Raw genomic sequence first — 17530 nt, 5'->3', positions numbered from 1 at the left:
GGCTAGCACAGAGAATTCAAATGCCCCGTCAATCTTAGGATTACGGGGTTTTTTGTTATCTACTCGACACTGAACATCATAGTATTGCCTGCCACTCCAAACAAATAAAAGCCTGCAGTCACATACCTAAATAAAATCCCATAACAACATGGCACTACAAGCAAGATAAGGCAGCAAAAAACTTGAGGCGGCTGGTTTTAATTTACCCCATAAAAAAACGAGGCGCTTGGCCTCGTTTTTTACGTCATTTCAATCTTGTGCTTAATGCCCGCTGCGAATCAGGTGATCAAAAGCTGATAACGAGGCTTTGGCACCTTCGCCCATGGCGATAATGATTTGCTTAAACGGCACGGTGGTCACGTCACCGGCGGCAAATACGCCCGGTACCGAAGTCTGGCCACGAGCATCGACGATGATTTCGCCGCTCGGGCTTAAATCCACCACGCCTTTTAACCAATCGGTATTGGGCAACAAGCCAATCTGCACAAAGATGCCTTCTAGCTCAATGCTGCGCGCTTCTCCAGAAGCACGATCGGTGTAATTAAGCGCAGTTACTTTTTCACCATTGCCAATCACTGCGGTGGTTTGCGCTTGCGTCAAAATCGTTACATTCGGCAGGCTGCGCAATTTGTTTTGCAATACCGCATCAGCGCGCATTTGTTCGCCAAACTCAAGCAAGGTCACATGACTCACAATCCCCGCCAAATCAATCGCCGCTTCGACGCCGGAATTGCCGCCACCAATCACCGCCACACGTTTGCCTTTAAATAAAGGACCATCGCAATGCGGGCAGTATGCTACGCCACGACCACGGTATTCTTGCTCACCCGGCACATTCATTTCACGCCAGCGCGCACCCGTCGACAAAATCACACTGCGACTTTGCAATTTAGCGCCGTTAGCCAATTCAATTTCAATCAAATCGCCTGGGGTTAATTTGCTTGCGCGTTGCAAATTCATAATATCCACATCGTATTCACGAACATGGTTTTCTAAGGCGCTGGCCAATTTCGGGCCTTCGGTGGCTTTAACCGAAATAAAATTCTCAATGCCCATGGTATCGAGCACTTGACCGCCAAAACGCTCGGCGACAACGCCAGTACGAATTCCTTTACGAGCGGCATATACCGCAGCAGAAGCACCGGCTGGGCCGCCACCGACCACCAACACATCAAACGCTGCTTTGGCATTGATGTCTTGTGCTGCACGCTCACCGCTGCGGGTATCGAGCTTGGCCACAACTTCTTCAATCGTCATCCGACCTTGGCCAAAAGGCTGATCATTAAGCAACACGGTTGGTACTGCCATTACGCGCTGCTCAGCAACATAATCTTGATACAAAGCACCATCGACCATGGTGTGGGTAATCGCTGGATTGAGCACCGCCAATAAATTCAAGGCTTGCACCACATCAGGGCAGTTGTGGCAAGACAAAGAAATAAACGATACAAAGTTCAATGGGCCTGGCAATGATTTAATCGATGCAATCGTGGCATCATCCACTCGTGGCGGATGCCCACCGACTTGCAATAAAGCCAAGACCAAAGAAGTAAATTCATGACCCAAGGGAATACCGGCAAAATGCACCCGTGGCGCATCGCCAAGGCGAGCAATGGCAAACGATGGGCGCAAGGCGGCAATGCCATCCAAACGAACAGTAACTTTAGAATTTAAAGCGGCGATTTCTTGCAATAAAGTGCCCATTTCATTGGCGGCGGCACTTTGGTCCAACGAAGCAATCAATTCGATCGGATATTGTAGTTTTTCGAGATAGCCCTGCAATTGGGCGCTAATTTGAGCATCGAGCATGGGGATTCTCCGGTTGAATTTCACTGATCAAGCGAAGCTTGATCACTGAAATCCATGCCGCCGCTGGCGGCACGGATTAACAGACTGATCTAAATATTTAGATCGCTAAAGCAGAGGGTTTACAGCGCAGGACTTAGATCTTGCCAACTAAATCCAAAGACGGCTTCAAAGTGTCTTCGCCTGGTGTCCATTTAGCTGGGCAAACTTCACCTGGATGGCTCGCAACGTATTGCGCTGCTTGTACTTTGCGTAGCAATTCTTTGGCATCACGGCCGATACCCAAGTCATGAATTTCAGCAACTTTGATCTCGCCTTCTGGGTTGATCACGAAAGTACCGCGCAATGCCAAGCCTTCTTCTTCGATCATCACATCAAAGTTACGAGTAATCGTACCTGTTGGATCACCAATCATTGGGTAGTTGATTTTTTTGATGGTGTCAGATGCATCGTGCCAAGCTTTGTGGGTGAAATGGGTATCAGTGGATACTGAGTACACTTCAACACCCATTTTTTGGAATTCTGGGTATACATCAGCCAAGTCGCCTAACTCAGTTGGGCAAACAAAAGTAAAGTCAGCTGGGTAAAAGAAAACAACCGACCACTTACCTTTTAGCGTTTCATCGCTAACCGGAACAAATTTGCCTTCGTGGTAAGCAGTTGCTTTGAAAGGTTTGATAACAGTATTGATAATGGCCATGGTGTAGCTCCTTGTGAACAACGTTGTGTGTAATTGACAGGAGCTATTCTAGCCACAATGTATCGATAGTTAAAATGAAATATTTACATCGACTCGTTAGTTTTTTTATATCATCAATCAATTACAGCACACCAGTAAAGAAACTCCCCCCATGGAAACCCCAGCAAAAACTGTCTATTTCATTGCTAATTTTGTATGCTTAAACACGAAGATTTGTTTGGGAGCCGGTCAACATGCGCAAAATATTACTGGTATTGCTACTTGGCATGACTCACCTCACAACAAGCCACGCTGATGACTGCAATGGCATCAAGACGACCAACTACACCTTTCCAATTAATGCACCCAACTTTCACGGTGTCGCGATTGAATTACCGGGAATTTTAGAAAATAGTAAAACAGGACCATTTCCTGAGCTCATCGCCGTCATCAATCAATTTTATCCCGCCGGCACAATCAAATTTAGCCTTGAACCTGTCAAACGAGTCTACCTCGACATCAATAACAAAAATGCCGATTTTCGCTTTCCAACGATGAAGATCAAAGATGGCGCAAAAAATGCTGCGCCTTATCAGTATTCCAAAGAGATGCTCGGTAAAGTCACCTTCGTGCTGTACACCAACAAAAACCAAATTGTCACCAAACAACAAGTAATTCAAGCCAACCAAGACACCAACACGCTAATTGAAGCCCCCCCTGCTGACTGGGGCTTTCCAACTCGCAGCGTCATCAATCTTGAGCAATCACTCAAAAAACTCAATGCTGGCCGAATTGCTGGCGTGCTGTGGGCACAAGAAGAAAGTGACTATCTGATCAAAAAATTAAAACTAAAACAAATTCACCGTGCGCACTTTGATGACTACCCCGATGTCTTGTTCTTTTCTTGCAATGAGCGTGGTGATTTCGTCAATGACGCCATCAGCAAAGCCATCAAAGCCGCCCGCGACAGCGGTGAGCTTGAAAAAGCCTACGCCAAAGTCCATAAACCCTACCAAGATTGGCAGCCTTAAGATGCGCCAATACAGAAAAAACTAAATCACCAGCCGTGTACTACCACGAGGAATAATTTCATAACCAACATCGACAATATCTCCTTGATAATCAATATCGCGATTCATTCTCAGCATCATTTTTCCTGTGGTTTCTGCGATGCAAGGCGCGTGAATATTAATCGTACTTAAACTGGCAGGCGCCAGATGCGCGCTGATCGGAAAATCACCAAAACCGAGCACACTGAGCTTATCTGGTACTGCGATTCCTTTATCTGCCGCTTCAATTAATAGCGCAGCACCAATTCCATCATTGGACGCAACAATGCCATCAAGCCCACGCTCTTTAATCATGGTCTTCAACAGCAAAGGACGTGTTGCCGTATAGATATTGTCCGACTGCGGAACATTAACCACAATCGGCAACTGATCTTGCTCGGCGACGGCCTTTAGATAGCCGGTGTAGCGCTTGCCTGCTCGTACATCCTCTTCAAATCGCGTCGTAAAAAACGCCACTTTCTGACAGCCTGTTTCATACAAATAACGCGTGGCATGATAACCAATCGAGAAATGATCAACCCCCACCTGAGCCGAGAATCGTTGCCCCTCAACCTGCCACATCTGTACGACAGGTACGCCACTTTGCTGCAGCATCTTAATGGTCGCATCCGTATGCTCTGGACCAGCCAAAGCAATCGCTGCGGGCGACCACTCCAAAAATGACCGAACTTGGGCTTCTTCTTTTTCAAGACTGTGGTTATGCGATGCAATCAATAACTGAAAACCTTCTTCACTCACAATTTTTTCAATTAACTGAACCGCCTCACCAAAAATAATATTCGCCACCGACGGCACAATAACCGCCATCGACAACCGAGCGCCGCCAGTAAATTGGCTGGCAATTTTATTTCGCACATAGCCCAATTCTTCAATTGCTCGGCTAATTTTCTCTGCTGATTTCGCCGAAACCTTATCTGGATGTCGCATATACAAAGATACGGTTGATGGCGAAACGCCGGAATGTGCTGCCACATCATCGAGCTTTACTGCGGGTTTAAAACGAGAACGCATAAGCAACATTTCCTAGTGAGTCATTAAAGATACAAATCACATTCTTAGGAATTCACCTCCTTTCAATAAAATGACTCAAAAAATCAAACACCCACAAAACATACGTCAGCAAAAAATTAAAAATCATTTACCTAAATGTAACATTGATTCATTTTAGCAAAAAATTGCAGCGCTGCAATACTCGTCATCGCAATAAAATCCCTTCATATACACCACTAAAATCCACTGTGCACAAAAATGTAGTGTGAAAAATACTGTTTCAATCGTAGCGCTACGATTGTAGAGTGATTGCCATCAACTACACATTTGAAACCACAGGTTGGAATCCATGTTTAACAAAGAAAACCTACAGCGGCTTGATGTAACAGCGCTACGAAGTCAGCGCTGGTATGCCCCCGACACCATTCGGGCATTTGCCCATCGCCAACGCACTCAGCAAATGGGCTTAAACCGTGAAGAATTCATGGGTAAACCCGTTATTGGCATCATCAATACTTGGAGCGAAATGAGTGCCTGCCATATTCATTTACGTGATCGAGCAGAAGCTGTAAAGCGGGCGGTATGGGCTGCTGGTGGTTATCCAGTTGAGCTACCAGCGCTATCTGTTGGTGAGGTGATGGTGAAACCAACGACCATGCTTTACCGCAATTTTTTAGCGATGGAAGCGGAAGAATTACTTCGCCAACACCCCATCGATGGCGCGGTGCTTTTAGGCGGGTGTGACAAGTCGACTCCTGCGCTATTGATGGGCGCATTGAGCATGGACATCCCAATGATTTTTTGTCCTGCGGGCCCAATGTCAACAGGCAAATGGCGCGGTCAAGTCACCGGTGCGGGCACTCATACTAAGAAATATTGGGATTTAGTCCGTGTTGGCACCATTAAACAGCATGATTGGGTTGAACTAGAAGGCGCAATGACGCGCTCAATTGGTACTTGCAATACGATGGGAACGGCGTCGACCATGACTTCAATCGCCGACGCCATTGGCTTTACTTTACCGGGTGCCAGCTCGATCCCTGCAGCAGATTCGCGCCATACGCAAATGGCTGCGCAATGCGGTAAAACCATTGTCGACATGGTTTGGTATGACCACAAACCGTCAAAATGGCTACAACGCGAAAACTTCCTCAATGGCATTGTGGCGTATATGGCGCTCGGCGGATCAACCAATGCCGCCATCCATTTAATCGCAATGGCCAATCGCGCCAACATCAAAATTACGCTGGATGACATGGCCCAAATCGCCCACCAAGTGCCAGTCCTCGCCAATTTATTCCCATCTGGCGATCAACTGATGGACGAGTTTTTCTTTGCCGGCGGCTTGATGGCGCTACTCAAAAAAGTTGAGCCTTTCCTTCACACACACAGTGTTGGTGTCACCAATCAACCGGTTGCTGACTGGATTAAACATGCCGATTGCTACGATGACAATGTGATTCGTGGCATGGATAACCCAGTTATTGCACTTGAGCAAGGTTGCGCTTTAGCCGTTCTGCGCGGCAATTTATGCCCGAATGGCGCTGTCATGAAGTCGTCTGCAGCCAAACCTGAACTACATCGACATTGTGGTCCTGCGGTGGTGTTTGATTCGGCCCAAGCGCTATCAGAACAGATCGATGATCCTGCGCTCGATATTCATAAAGATTCAGTCATTGTTCTGCGCAATGCCGGCCCTGTAGGCGCACCGGGCATGCCGGAATGGGGCAATTTGCCGATCCCGAAAAAGCTGCTCAAAGAAGGTGTGACCGACATGGTCCGAATTTCTGACGCCCGAATGTCAGGAACCCATTACGGCGCCTGTGTCTTGCATGTTGCTCCAGAAGCGGCAGTCGGCGGCCCGCTAGCGCTAGTCAAAACCGGCGACATGATCGAGCTCGATATCGCCGCAGGCACACTCAATATGTTGGTGTCTGACGAGGAGCTCGCTACACGCCGAGCCGCACTGCAACCTAGCCATCGCGTTTATCAGCGTTCATTTTCCGCCTTGTATCAACAGCACGTAACTCAAGCGGATGAAGGCTGCGATTTTGATTTTCTCCAAGCAGGCAGCGACGTGCCTGAACCAGCAATCTGTTAAGGACATCACAATGAATCACTTTAAAACCGCCATTCAAAGCGGAAAAACGCAATTGGGTACATGGATGATGACGGGCAGCGAAACCGTTGCCGAAGCCATGGCTGGCGTTGGTTTTGATTTTTTAGTGCTCGACCAAGAGCATGTTGCAGTCGACACGCTAGATGCGATTCGGATTGATCGAGCGATTCGCTCTGTGGGGCAGGTTACACCCTTGTATCGCCTTGCTTGGAATGACACCGTACTGATTAAGCGTGCGCTCGACGGTGGCGCAATGAGTGTCATGGTGCCATTTATTGAAAACGCAGAGCAAGCGCAAAAAGCCGTTGAAGCCGCCTACTACCCTCCTCTGGGTAAGCGTGGTTTTGCTGCGGTTCATCGTGCAAGTCAATACGGACATCAAACTGATTTTGTTCGAGCCGCACGAGAAGACTTGTGTTTAATTTTGCAGCTAGAAACGCCGGAAGCCATTGATCAAATCGAAGCGATTGCCGCCATCGAAGGTGTTTCTGGATTATTTATCGGCCCAGGCGATTTATCTGCGGCGATGGGCCACATTGGCAATCCATCACACCCAGACGTACAAGCCAAAATCAAACAAGGTTTAGCGCAATGCCAAGCGCTAGGCATACCTTGCGGAATTGTGGGTGGCAATCCTGATTTGGTGAATAAATATCAGCAGTGGGGATTTAGTTTTGTCGCGCTCGGTTCTGATATGAGCATGTTGATGGCTAGAGCCAAAGAGCAGCTCGCAGCAATTCGTGGCGAAAGCATCACAGTCAGCGGCGGTGAGGTGTACTGATGCTGACGCTAATAAGTAAACAATGCGGTGATTTGCAGTTGATATTAGTCCCCCAATTGGGTGGCGCAATTGCCGCTTTGAAATACAAAGGCGTTGATATCTTGCGGTCAATGCCGCTAGGTATTGCCTCGCAAGCCAATCAATGCGGATCTTTCCCTCTCATACCCTATTCAAATCGGATTGAGAACGGGCAATTTACATTTGCTGATCAGCACTACACGCTGGCAAAAAACTTTGGTGATCATCCGCACTCAATTCATGGCAATGGCTGGCAATCGGTTTGGCACGTTGCTGAAACGTCAACGCAGCAAATCGTTTTGCAGCTAAACCACGACGCGCCAGGTGATCAAACCGCCCATTGGCCTTGGCCATATCGTGCAAAACAAGTGTTTTCACTGACAGAAAACAGCCTGCACATTCAATTGAGTTATCTCAATGATGCCGCACATGCTGTGCCTGTTGGGCTCGGATTTCACCCGTACTTTGCCAACGCCGATCAAGCCCAACTGCAATTTTGTGCGCAGAGCGTCTTAATCAACGACAGCAATATGTTGCCCGCGGCACGCACAGCGATTCCGCCCCAGTGGGATTTCAGACAAGCACGTCCGGTTGAGCCCAATTCAATCGACAACTGTTTTCTCGGCTGGGATGGCTCAGCGCAAATTAACTGGCCAGCACAAAAACTACACGTCGAAATCACATCACCTGATGCCGGTAATGCCATCGTTTTTGTGCCTTCAAGAGAGAAAAACTTCCTCGCTTTTGAACCCGTCAGCCATAGCAACAATGCCATCAATCAAGATCATGGCGCAGCGATGTATGACTTGGCGAGCGGTGAAACGCACTCGATTTCAATGACCATAAGGATTATTGGTGATGAATAAAGTTGAAGTGTTATTTGACTATATCGGTGAGCTTCCTGAGAGCCCCGTCTGGTGCAGCAAAACGGCGAGTCTCTACTGGACCGATATTTTGCAAAAAGAACTGCATTGTTTGCAGATTGAATCGAAAACACATCGTGTTTTAGCCATGCCAGAAGAAGTCGGCTGTTTTGCTTTACGTGAACAAGGCGGCTTTATTTTAGCCATGCGCAGCGGTATTTATCTGGCCAATGCTGATGGTCTGATCGAGAAAAAGGTTTGTGATAACCCAAACAACCCAGCGCTAGCACGATTCAATGATGGCGGTGTTGATCCAGAAGGTCGTTTTTATGCCGGAACGTATTGGTCGCCGCGCGACTACAACGGCGCCTTCCTGTGTCAAGTGGATGCGGATTTAAAAACACAAGTCATGCAATGCGACATCTTGGGTGCTAACGGTTTGGCATTTAGCCCCGATGGGCAATGGATGTATACCACCGATACCCCCAACCACCGTTTATATCGCACCCCTAGAACGCCTCAAAGTGGCCAATTGGGTCTCAGAGAAACGCTAAAAATATTCCCCACCGGCCAAGGGCGTCCCGATGGCGCAGCGATGGATAGTGAAGGCTGCTACTGGACAGCGCTATTTGATGGGCACCGCATTGCACGCCTGTCGCCGACTGGAGACGTCCTAGAAGAATACCCACTCCCTGTTCGCTGCCCAACGATGCCGTGTTTTGGCGGGGAGGATATGAAAACGCTGTTTATCACCACCACTCGCGAAAACATGAGTGAAGAAGAACGAGCAGAACGTCCGCTTTCTGGCGCTTTGTTTTACCTGCGAACTGACGTTGCAGGCTTAGTTAAACCTACTTTTAAAGAGAATTAATCATGAAAACAATCGGTTTTATCGGTCTTGGTCTGATGGGTTCGGCAATGTCAAAAAACATTATCGACAAATTTAATGGCGACGTACTGGTGTATGACATCAGTACCGAGGCCGTTGCCAAACTGGTCGCTTGCGGCGCAACAGCTGCGTATTCAATCGCACAAATCGCCCAAGACGCCGATGTCATTATCACCATGGTGCCAAAGTCTGAGCATGTAGAGGCGGTCTACCTCGAATTATTGCCACATTTGCATCAAGGGCAAATCACCATCGATATGTCAACGATTGATCCAGCCGTCTCTCAGCGCTTAGCCAAACAAGTTCAAGCCACTGGCGCCAGCATGCTCGATGCGCCTGTTGTGAAGTCTGTACCTGCCGCGATCAATGCTGAACTCGGCATTTATGTCGGAGGTGACAGCGCTGCGCATGAACAAGTTCGTTCCGTGCTGGCCATGATGGGCTGCAATCAAATCCACCTTGGTGACAATGGCTCAGGTTTGGTCATGAAAATGTTGCACAACGTTTTAGTTGCCGGCATTCAAAACAGTGTGAACGAAATGTTGGCATCTGCCCAAGCCTATGGCATTGCCAAACCACAATTTAATGAAGCTATTTCATTTGGCGGCGGCGGTAATTTTTATCTCAGTAGCAAAATTAAAAGCCTCACTGAAGAGAATTACAACGCGGCATTCTCGCTACAAAACATGGCAAAAGACGTCAACATCATGCTGGGCATGATGCAAGAAAAAAACCTCCGCCTTCCCGGTGTTGAGCTAGTCAACCAAGTTTATCAACAAGGTTTAGCCACAGGACTGGGCGGTGAAGATTTCTGTGCAACTTACAAAATTGTGCAATCGAATAGCCAAGCGAACTGAAGTGATTTTTTATTTTCCTTAAGGAGTAAGTCATGAATTATCAAGAACACGTTGTCTATGCCTCTTTGAAAGATAAAGTTACCGTTATTACTGGTGGCGCATCAGGAATCGGTGAAGAGCTGGTTCGTGCTTATGTCAATCAAGGCGCTAAAGTTGCTTTTCTCGATTTCAATACCGACGCCGGTGAACAATTAGCGCAAGAATTAGGCTGTATGTTTTTATTCTGTGACGTCAGCAATCTGGCGGCGTTCCAAGATAGCTTCAAACAAATCGAAGCTAAGCTCGGCACCATCGATATTTTGATCAACAACGCCGGTAGTGATGATCACCACAATATCGAAAGCATTACTGAAGCGTATTTTGAAAATCGAATCAACGTTAATTTACGCCACCAAATTTTTGCCATTCAATCCGTCATTGATGGCATGGCCAAAAAAGGTGGTGGTTCGATTATCAATATGGGCTCCATTAACTGGATGCGTGGTCGTCCTGGCCGTGTGTTGTATTCCTTGTCCAAAGCGGCCATTCATGGTTTCACTCGTACCTTGGCGCAAGAGCTAGGGGCACGAAATATTCGCGTTAATAGTTTAGTTCCTGGTGCGATTCGTACAGCAAAACAAGATGCCATGTGGGCCAAAATGGACCCAGCAGCGGTCAATCAGTTTGTTGAATTACAGGCGTTAAAATTCCGCCTCGATGGCACACACTGCGCACGCCTAGCACTCTTTTTAGGTTCCGATGAGTCCTGTGGATGTACTGGCCAAGACTTCGTCGTTGATGCTGGTTTGTCACTCAACTAGGGAGCTAATCAGCATGGACTTTTTTACTCTAAATACCCCTGATGGGGAGCAACTGTCACCGGCAACCATCATTTCGGTGGTGCTTTTGATGTTTATGTACACTTTTGTCGGCATTTGCGCTGGTTTTGGTGGTGGACTCACCACCATGCCGCTGGTTTCAATGCTGATTCCAGTCAAAATGGCAGCGCCAATGTCGGTGATTGTCGGTACGGCGACAGCCTTATACGCCACTTGGCTCTCACGAAAAGAAACCGATTGGAAATCTGCAGCAGTACTGATTGGGTTTTCCCTGCTCGGGATTCCGTTTGGCCTTTATGCACTCTCAAATCTACCTGATGCAACGATGAAAATCGGTTTGGGAACGTTCCTCTTGATTTACTCGTTCTACAGCCTGTTTATCCCTCGCTTGCCCGTGTATGACAAACGTTGGATTGCCGCGCCAATGGGTACGATTGCTGGTGCATTGGGCGCCGCCTTCTCAACCAATGGACCACCGGTGGTGATTTACGGCATGTTGCGTAATTTAGGTCCTGCAGCCTTTCGCGGCACACTTAATGCCTTTTTTACCGCTAGCAATATATCGATCATCGTTGGCCTAACCAGCAGCGGCATCATGACGGTTTCGACTGTAAAACTGGTACTGTTTGCGATTCCAACGATGATTTTAGGTTCGCTAGTTGGTCAATGGGTGCACAAACGTTTACCGGTGGCTCTATTTCGCAAATTAGTCTTTATCTTGCTAATTGCTTCAGGCGGCATGCTCATTAAAGGCGCCACAGGTTGGCCTGCTTATGCGGTACTCGGTCCTGTCTTTGCTTTATTGGGTTTATTACAGTTGATCTTTGGCAAACAAATCGCTGCAATCCGTGCTGAGCAAACGGCTTAAATAAGAAAAATCCAAGCGTATCAAGGCAGATTTGAGCGTACCAAGATTGAATCAACACCTCACATCTGCCTTCTCAACTTCAGTAACAATTTATTGATTGAAAGTGAGCAATGGTCATGACAATGAATGATAAAACGACCTCTCAAAACAAAGAGATTCGCAAAGTAGTTTCTGGAAGTTTTGCCGGTGCTTTGTTGGAATGGTATGACTTTTTTATTTATGGCATGGCCTCTGGCCTACTCTTTGGACAATTATTCTTTCCTGATGCCGATCCAATGATCGGTATGCTCGGTGCTTTTGCTTCATTTGCAGTTGGTTTTTGGGCTCGTCCAATTGGCGGAATTGTCTTTGGTCATTTTGGTGATCGCTTAGGCAGAAAAGCCACATTACTGTGGACCATTTTGATTGTTGGTATTTCGACCGTACTCATTGGTTGTTTGCCAACCTATGCTCAAGTGGGTATCTGGGCACCTATTTTATTAACCGTGCTCAGATTAATCCAAGGATTTGGCCTAGGTGGCGAATATGCCGGCGCGGCGTTAATGGCTATTGAATCGGCGCCAAAAAATCGCCGCGGCTTTATCGGTTCTTTACCCCAGGCAGCCGCATCGGCGGGCTTAGTGTTAGCTACCGCTGTCTTTGCTCTATGCAATGCAACTTTAAGTAATGAACAATTCATCACATGGGGATGGCGTATCCCCTTCTTGCTTTCTGCCTTGTTATTACTCGTCGGCATGTATATCCGATTTAATGTAAAAGAAACCAGTGATTTTGTGCATGCTGCACAGCCTGCGCCAACCACTCCTTGCGCTAATGTCAGTCATCGTTTCCCACTCATCACACTGTTACGGACACAAAAACGCAATCTACTATTGGCCATGGGTGCAAGATTGATTGAAACCGTAATGTTTAATATCGTGTATGCATTTGCCATTGTGTATATGACGCAATCGCTCAATATGGATCGACAACTGCCATTGATGGCGCTACTTTGTGCTGCAGCGGTTGGGATCATAACTTGCCCTATTGCGGGCTGGCTTTCTGATCGTTATGGACAAAAATCAATTTACCTATTTGGCTCCGCATTTTGTGTGTTATTTGCGATTCCGTTTTACTTGTTGCTTGGCACGCAAAATACCACACTCGTTTTTATTGCGATGATCTTGGGCTACAACCTTGGACCGACTTTGATTTTCGCCGTACAAGCTACGATGTTTTCACAAATTTTTGATGTTCGCGTTCGCTATACCGGTCTATCTGTGGCGTATCAAGTGTCAGCCATTGCCGGTGGCATGACTCCCGTCACCGCGATCCTACTGCTAATGGCCAATGATGGTCAGCCTTGGTATGTCGCCATTGCAACCGCGATCATTGGGATTATTTCATTTGCTTGTGTACGGCTTATTCATCAAGGCGAGCTCGTTACCTATAAAACAACGGCACCCCGTTCTTTGCCTCTACATGCATTACAAGCTAAATAGGCCAAATATACTGCTAGTTACCGACAATCCAACAGGCATTGATTTCATGGCGATGGGGTGAGTTAAAATCTGCTATAATTGCGCCCACTTGTTGCTATATTTTGAGCTGGGTTTCACTCAATAGCACCTAAACGAGCTAGCTTATCTCACTCGTTTAGCTCTCCCAGTCATCAAGCTAAAAGTCCGCTTCGCAAGAAGTGGGCTTTTTGTTTGCTAGTTCACAAGATCACCCTCTTCACAATGAGGATACTGGATGTCTTTACATGATCACTATGCTCGGCTTGGCGTTCAGCCCAATGCCAGCATCGAGCAGATTAAATCGGCCTACCGCAGAAATGCGACTAAATTTCACCCCGATAGAAATCCGGCCCCTGATGCCGCTGCGCGATTTAGAGAAATCCAAGTCGCCTATGAAGTGCTTTCCGATAGCGAAAAACGTAAAGCTTACGATGATTATCGTCAGCGCAGCTTAATTGATGATCCTTTGGCTGTTGCTCAAGAGATTACTGCCAAATATCTACAAGGTTTGTTTCAGTGAATATATCGCCCTTTTTTGCCGAATTAATGCCCGTTTACGACGCGGAACTTGATGACTTAATGACCGATTCAGAAGGTCGTCCGGCGCTAAAAAAACGCCTGAATGAAAAACGCCAACAATTTGCTCATCTATTGCCGATGATTGAATTCAGCCCTGAAATGGTGGCGGTGGTTTTCTACAATGCATTTAGCTTTACTTCGCCGGCAATGATGAAAGCACTGATCGCCAGCGAGCCCGATGGGGATGATTTTATCTCTTGGGATCAATTGCAAGACAACCTCAATATTGCCGATTGGGCTCAGCAATACACTGCAGCAGCTGTTGCTGCCGATGGTGGTGAGCAATTTTTAGTTATCGCCGCTGCGCTGGAATATTTGCGAATCAAAGGCGGCCACTACAGCAGCGCGCCCGAGAGCCATGCCGAGTCAGAATCAATTGACGACGATCATGATGTTTACAATTCAGACGACGATGGCGGGCAGATGGGTGATTTAGATGCGTCAGGCGCATCTTGGTTATCAGAACAAGGTTTTGAATCGCACGAATCAGAGAGTAAATAAGCGACACCCCTATGGCACCGACGCCGATACGCGTCGGTTGACCATTGACTCTTGCTACCGAAATTCAACGCTGCAAAAGGACTGATCATGCATCCAGCAATTATCAATGCCTCACAACTTATTTTGGTCGGCGATATTTTAGGCGCCGAAAAAGTGCTGTCCGATATTGCCGATCAACACGGCGATACAGCGCTGATGCAAATTCTAGGCGATGTTGCGCCCAAAGATTTGCTGGCCATTATGCGCGAATATGACTCATCAAAAGAATCGTTACTGAGCATGATGGTCACGCCCGAGCAATTTGCCCGTGCAGTTGTTCTCGATAAGCAATATGGCGAGCGCAATAAAGACAAAATGCGCGGCATGATTAATGCGGTGATCTATAAAAATCCCGATTTAACCAGCGAATATCTTGAGCCGATTTTTAAAGAAGCCGGTGGCGTTGAAACGATGGCGGATTATTTTTATGGCCGTTTAGAAGACGTGCTCAACTTTGTGATGCACGCCAGCAATACCACCACACCACTGCCATTTTTATCGGATGATGGCGATAGCACCAGTGATGAAATTCGCGAATTCTTTAATGTGTTTCATTCGCTGGAACATATTTTGGATAAAACCAATTGGAGCTATACCCGCTCAGAAGTGGCCGATAACGACTGGAAAGAAACCATTTGGCTACTGTTTCACGAGCTTCCTGATGAATTTGAATTACTCATCGGCGAATTACAAGGCCGTGTGTTGATGCGAGCGATGCACAATGAGCGCCGCAGCAAACCCATTAGTGATAGCGCACTCGAAAGCCTCATGCAGGCGATTAGCAAAACGGATGATGCTGAGGAATCGGCAATTTAATATGACAATAAGCACGACCATCACCGCGTTTGACTCGCGCCGCTTTTTTGATAAAGCCTTTGTGTATGGCGTTCAGCACGGCATTATCAGTGCTGAACGGCAGACGACGATTCAAGCTGATTTAGCCAAGGGCATGGTGCAGATTGCCAATTATTTTGGCACGGCCTACCTGCGCCCTGATCTAGAGCTAGCTATTATCCGCATCACCAATTTGATCAGCATTTACCTTGAAGACCATGCTCAAGGTGATGTGCAAATTGGCGCGCAGTCTTTGCAAAATAACTCGCTGCTATCGCACTCGAAACAAGGCGCCGATATGCTGCGCCGCCTGCACGCCATGCCCAAAGAAACCTTGCTACTGCAGCATGGCCCAGCGTCTAGCGACGAGCAGCAATCATTTTTAAATGAAATGAGCGGAGAATCGCAGATTTCGTGGCCTGACTACAAGGCTGAATTGGCGCGTGGGCAAGCGACTCAAAACCTACTGGATTTAGGCTTTTGGCTAGCCAAAAAACTGCAATTAGCCAGCGAAGAAATTTGCGATGCTGAGCAACTGATCAACACCGCGATGCTGTTGATTTTAGCGCCTAAAGCCGCGATAAAACTGCCCAAACGCAGTGAGTTTGATGCGTTGATTAAAGCGCTTAAACCGAAAAAAGTCAGCGAAAACCCTGAGCGATTCGCATTATTTTTTAGCGATGCGCCGACAAAAATCGAGCAAATCGCCCAAAAAGAGATGGCGCGATTTATCGCCCAAGAATGGCCAAAAATTCGCAATAATAGTTTTAATCTTGCCCATTATTATTTGAAAGGCGGCATTGATGCGATTAGCGAATACGATGAAGCCATTGCCAAAAATTGGCAGCGCATTAGCCATAACGACGACAATAGTGTGATTGCTACGCTGTTTTTATTGGTCGCCACTGGCCAGCCAGTCAAATCAGCCATGCTCAAGCGCGAAGCCACCGCTATGGTGCAAGCGCTGCGCGAGCATGGCCTCAACGACGCCGCTGTGATTGAATTTATCGAGCACAATGTGCCAGTTGAATTACGCGAAGAACTGACCGATTTTTGGTTGAACGATTTAAAAGAAGACGCAGACACGGCTCTTGCCAATAAAGACCCTGAGTTTCCAGATCTCTATATGGAGCGGGCATTTAAATATCTGCAAAACAACTGCAACACCACTTGGAAAGGCCGCAGCTAACTACCAACTCCTAGATGGGTATCTGACTACAGCCGTTATTCACAAAAAGATACTGAGCAATACCTATAGTCTGTCGGCATTAGCTTGCCATCTGGTGTTGCTGTAAACAAGCGATGGCCAACAGTCCAAAAGGAAATACAAATGTCTTTGCAGATATGGTTGGCTTTTATTGCTACCACTTGTTTTATCTCGGCGACGCCGGGGCCAAATATGTTGTTAATGATTAGCCATGGTGCCCGCTACGGCTGGCGGGCAACAACGGCGACGATGGCAGGCACCATTGTCGGTTTGGCCTTGCTACTGAGTGCATCGGCGATGGGCGTCAGCACGATTTTAGCGGCTTCAGCGCTGCTATTCACCGCTTTAAAAATCGTCGGTGCCTTGTATTTACTGTATTTAGGCTATCAATGCTGGAATGCAGGTAGCCAACTGTCGCTGCCAAACGCCAACGCCGATACTGCCCGCGCCCGCTTTCGAACCGGACTCACTATCGCTTTATCCAATCCTAAAGCCATTTTATTTGCCGGTGCTTTTTTGCCGCAGTTTATTAACCCCAATTTGCCGCAAGGCCCACAATGGCTGATTTTACTCAGTAGCTTTTTTGTGATTGAGCTCAGTTGGCAACTGATTTATGCCTTGGGTGGGATGTCGCTGGCGCGCTGGTTGGCCAGCGGTCAAAGAATTAAAGCGTTTAATCGCAGCTGTGCGTTGGCTTTTTTTGCCGTAGGTGGTGCTTTAGCCTTTGCCAAACGTTAATTTTTTATCCACTTTATGATTCAAAGACTATGACCACAGAACTCATTATCGAAGACCTCATCGTCGGCGATGGCAAAACCGCCGTCAAAGGTGCGTTGATTACCACCCATTACACCGGCACTTTGCTTGACGGCACGGTGTTTGATTCTTCACACCTGAAAGGTCGACCCTTTCAATGCGTCATTGGCACTGGTCGCGTGATTAAAGGCTGGGATCAAGGGCTGATGGGAATGCAAGTCGGTGGCAAACGCAAGTTATTCGTTCCAGCGCATTTGGCCTATGGCGAGCGCCAAATTGGCGAACATATCAAACCCAATTCTGATTTGTATTTTGAAATTGAATTATTAGAAGTATTAACGCGCGACTAAGCGCCGG

18 protein-coding genes are annotated in these 17530 nt (G+C 47.3%); 15 read left to right on the top strand and 3 right to left on the bottom strand.

Annotation, left to right across the window (positions count from 1 at the left end; all coding sequences use genetic code 11):
- Positions 1-261: 261 nt before the first annotated feature.
- Both ahpF and ahpC read right to left on the bottom strand, forming a co-directional pair.
- Positions 262-1809: an alkyl hydroperoxide reductase subunit F gene (gene ahpF, locus K4H25_RS03475; RefSeq protein WP_221022031.1), complete on the bottom strand. Its 1548-nt coding sequence runs from the start codon at positions 1807-1809 to the stop codon at positions 262-264.
- 133 nt (positions 1810-1942) lie between these two features.
- Positions 1943-2506: an alkyl hydroperoxide reductase subunit C gene (ahpC, locus tag K4H25_RS03470; RefSeq protein ID WP_221022030.1), complete on the bottom strand. Its 564-nt coding sequence runs from the start codon at positions 2504-2506 to the stop codon at positions 1943-1945.
- A 233-nt stretch (positions 2507-2739) separates the two neighbouring features.
- Here ahpC and K4H25_RS03465 point away from each other — a divergent pair, with 233 nt between their 5' ends.
- Complete coding sequence (locus tag K4H25_RS03465; RefSeq protein ID WP_221022029.1) at positions 2740-3516, top strand: hypothetical protein; 777 nt, start codon at positions 2740-2742, stop codon at positions 3514-3516.
- Positions 3517-3537: 21 nt separating this feature from the next.
- Here K4H25_RS03465 and K4H25_RS03460 read toward each other — a convergent pair whose 3' ends face one another.
- On the bottom strand, positions 3538-4566 hold the full coding sequence (locus tag K4H25_RS03460) for a LacI family DNA-binding transcriptional regulator (RefSeq protein WP_221022028.1): 1029 nt from the start codon (positions 4564-4566) through the stop codon (positions 3538-3540).
- A gap of 328 nt (positions 4567-4894) precedes the next feature.
- Here K4H25_RS03460 and araD point away from each other — a divergent pair, with 328 nt between their 5' ends.
- The 14 genes from araD (at position 4895) to K4H25_RS03390 (ending at position 17523) form a co-directional block, all read left to right on the top strand.
- Entirely contained in the window at positions 4895-6646 is a 1752-nt protein-coding gene (gene araD, locus K4H25_RS03455) for an L-arabinonate dehydratase (RefSeq protein ID WP_221022027.1), read from the top strand.
- Between the two features lie 10 nt (positions 6647-6656).
- Positions 6657-7445, top strand: a complete 789-nt coding sequence (locus tag K4H25_RS03450; protein ID WP_221022026.1) for an HpcH/HpaI aldolase family protein — start codon at positions 6657-6659, stop codon at positions 7443-7445.
- Positions 7445-8329, top strand: a complete 885-nt coding sequence (locus tag K4H25_RS03445; RefSeq protein ID WP_221022025.1) for an aldose 1-epimerase — start codon at positions 7445-7447, stop codon at positions 8327-8329. The genes K4H25_RS03450 and K4H25_RS03445 overlap by 1 nt, the downstream gene beginning before the upstream one ends.
- Positions 8322-9197, top strand: a complete 876-nt coding sequence (locus tag K4H25_RS03440) for an SMP-30/gluconolactonase/LRE family protein (RefSeq protein ID WP_221022024.1) — start codon at positions 8322-8324, stop codon at positions 9195-9197. Before K4H25_RS03445 ends, K4H25_RS03440 begins: the two co-directional genes overlap by 8 nt.
- 2 nt (positions 9198-9199) lie before the next feature.
- Entirely contained in the window at positions 9200-10072 is an 873-nt protein-coding gene (locus tag K4H25_RS03435; protein ID WP_221022023.1) for an NAD(P)-dependent oxidoreductase, read from the top strand.
- A gap of 32 nt (positions 10073-10104) precedes the next feature.
- Positions 10105-10872, top strand: a complete 768-nt coding sequence (locus K4H25_RS03430; protein WP_221022022.1) for an SDR family NAD(P)-dependent oxidoreductase — start codon at positions 10105-10107, stop codon at positions 10870-10872.
- A gap of 13 nt (positions 10873-10885) precedes the next feature.
- The gene (locus tag K4H25_RS03425) at positions 10886-11758 is read left to right on the top strand and encodes a sulfite exporter TauE/SafE family protein (RefSeq protein ID WP_221022021.1); all 873 of its coding nucleotides are present in this window, start codon (positions 10886-10888) and stop codon (positions 11756-11758) included.
- Positions 11759-11874: 116 nt separating this feature from the next.
- Positions 11875-13239: an MFS transporter gene (locus K4H25_RS03420; RefSeq protein ID WP_221022020.1), complete on the top strand. Its 1365-nt coding sequence runs from the start codon at positions 11875-11877 to the stop codon at positions 13237-13239.
- 253 nt (positions 13240-13492) lie between these two features.
- Positions 13493-13777, top strand: a complete 285-nt coding sequence (locus K4H25_RS03415) for a DnaJ domain-containing protein (protein ID WP_173533062.1) — start codon at positions 13493-13495, stop codon at positions 13775-13777.
- Positions 13774-14337 carry a hypothetical protein gene (locus tag K4H25_RS03410; protein ID WP_221022019.1) on the top strand — a complete coding sequence of 188 codons (564 nt, stop codon included), beginning with the start codon at positions 13774-13776 and terminating at the stop codon, positions 14335-14337. Before K4H25_RS03415 ends, K4H25_RS03410 begins: the two co-directional genes overlap by 4 nt.
- 87 nt (positions 14338-14424) lie before the next feature.
- The gene (locus K4H25_RS03405) at positions 14425-15192 is read left to right on the top strand and encodes a hypothetical protein (RefSeq protein WP_221022018.1); all 768 of its coding nucleotides are present in this window, start codon (positions 14425-14427) and stop codon (positions 15190-15192) included.
- 1 nt (position 15193) lies between these two features.
- Positions 15194-16399 carry a hypothetical protein gene (locus K4H25_RS03400; protein ID WP_221022017.1) on the top strand — a complete coding sequence of 402 codons (1206 nt, stop codon included), beginning with the start codon at positions 15194-15196 and terminating at the stop codon, positions 16397-16399.
- 141 nt (positions 16400-16540) lie between these two features.
- On the top strand, positions 16541-17155 hold the full coding sequence (locus tag K4H25_RS03395) for a LysE family translocator (protein WP_221022016.1): 615 nt from the start codon (positions 16541-16543) through the stop codon (positions 17153-17155).
- A 29-nt stretch (positions 17156-17184) separates the two neighbouring features.
- Entirely contained in the window at positions 17185-17523 is a 339-nt protein-coding gene (locus K4H25_RS03390; RefSeq protein ID WP_221022015.1) for an FKBP-type peptidyl-prolyl cis-trans isomerase, read from the top strand.
- Positions 17524-17530 lie beyond the last annotated feature (7 nt).

This window comes from Deefgea piscis (assembly GCF_019665785.1).
In the GTDB taxonomy this organism is placed as follows: Bacteria; Pseudomonadota; Gammaproteobacteria; order Burkholderiales; family Chitinibacteraceae; genus Deefgea.
The sequence above is the reverse complement of the archived record's forward strand: the minus strand, read 5'-3'. Positions and strand labels throughout refer to the sequence as shown.

Bases quoted from the DNA above. Each gene is read 5' to 3' on its own strand.
- ahpF (WP_221022031.1), bottom strand. From the start codon at position 1,809: ATGCTCGATGCTCAAATTAGCGCCCAATTGCAGGGCTATCTCGAAAAA.
- ahpC (WP_221022030.1), bottom strand. From the start codon at position 2,506: ATGGCCATTATCAATACTGTTATCAAACCTTTCAAAGCAACTGCTTAC.
- K4H25_RS03465 (WP_221022029.1), top strand. From the start codon at position 2,740: ATGCGCAAAATATTACTGGTATTGCTACTTGGCATGACTCACCTCACA.
- K4H25_RS03460 (WP_221022028.1), bottom strand. From the start codon at position 4,566: ATGCGTTCTCGTTTTAAACCCGCAGTAAAGCTCGATGATGTGGCAGCA.
- araD (WP_221022027.1), top strand. From the start codon at position 4,895: ATGTTTAACAAAGAAAACCTACAGCGGCTTGATGTAACAGCGCTACGA.
- K4H25_RS03450 (WP_221022026.1), top strand. From the start codon at position 6,657: ATGAATCACTTTAAAACCGCCATTCAAAGCGGAAAAACGCAATTGGGT.
- K4H25_RS03445 (WP_221022025.1), top strand. From the start codon at position 7,445: ATGCTGACGCTAATAAGTAAACAATGCGGTGATTTGCAGTTGATATTA.
- K4H25_RS03440 (WP_221022024.1), top strand. From the start codon at position 8,322: ATGAATAAAGTTGAAGTGTTATTTGACTATATCGGTGAGCTTCCTGAG.
- K4H25_RS03435 (WP_221022023.1), top strand. From the start codon at position 9,200: ATGAAAACAATCGGTTTTATCGGTCTTGGTCTGATGGGTTCGGCAATG.
- K4H25_RS03430 (WP_221022022.1), top strand. From the start codon at position 10,105: ATGAATTATCAAGAACACGTTGTCTATGCCTCTTTGAAAGATAAAGTT.
- K4H25_RS03425 (WP_221022021.1), top strand. From the start codon at position 10,886: ATGGACTTTTTTACTCTAAATACCCCTGATGGGGAGCAACTGTCACCG.
- K4H25_RS03420 (WP_221022020.1), top strand. From the start codon at position 11,875: ATGACAATGAATGATAAAACGACCTCTCAAAACAAAGAGATTCGCAAA.
- K4H25_RS03415 (WP_173533062.1), top strand. From the start codon at position 13,493: ATGTCTTTACATGATCACTATGCTCGGCTTGGCGTTCAGCCCAATGCC.
- K4H25_RS03405 (WP_221022018.1), top strand. From the start codon at position 14,425: ATGCATCCAGCAATTATCAATGCCTCACAACTTATTTTGGTCGGCGAT.
- K4H25_RS03400 (WP_221022017.1), top strand. From the start codon at position 15,194: ATGACAATAAGCACGACCATCACCGCGTTTGACTCGCGCCGCTTTTTT.
- K4H25_RS03395 (WP_221022016.1), top strand. From the start codon at position 16,541: ATGTCTTTGCAGATATGGTTGGCTTTTATTGCTACCACTTGTTTTATC.
- K4H25_RS03390 (WP_221022015.1), top strand. From the start codon at position 17,185: ATGACCACAGAACTCATTATCGAAGACCTCATCGTCGGCGATGGCAAA.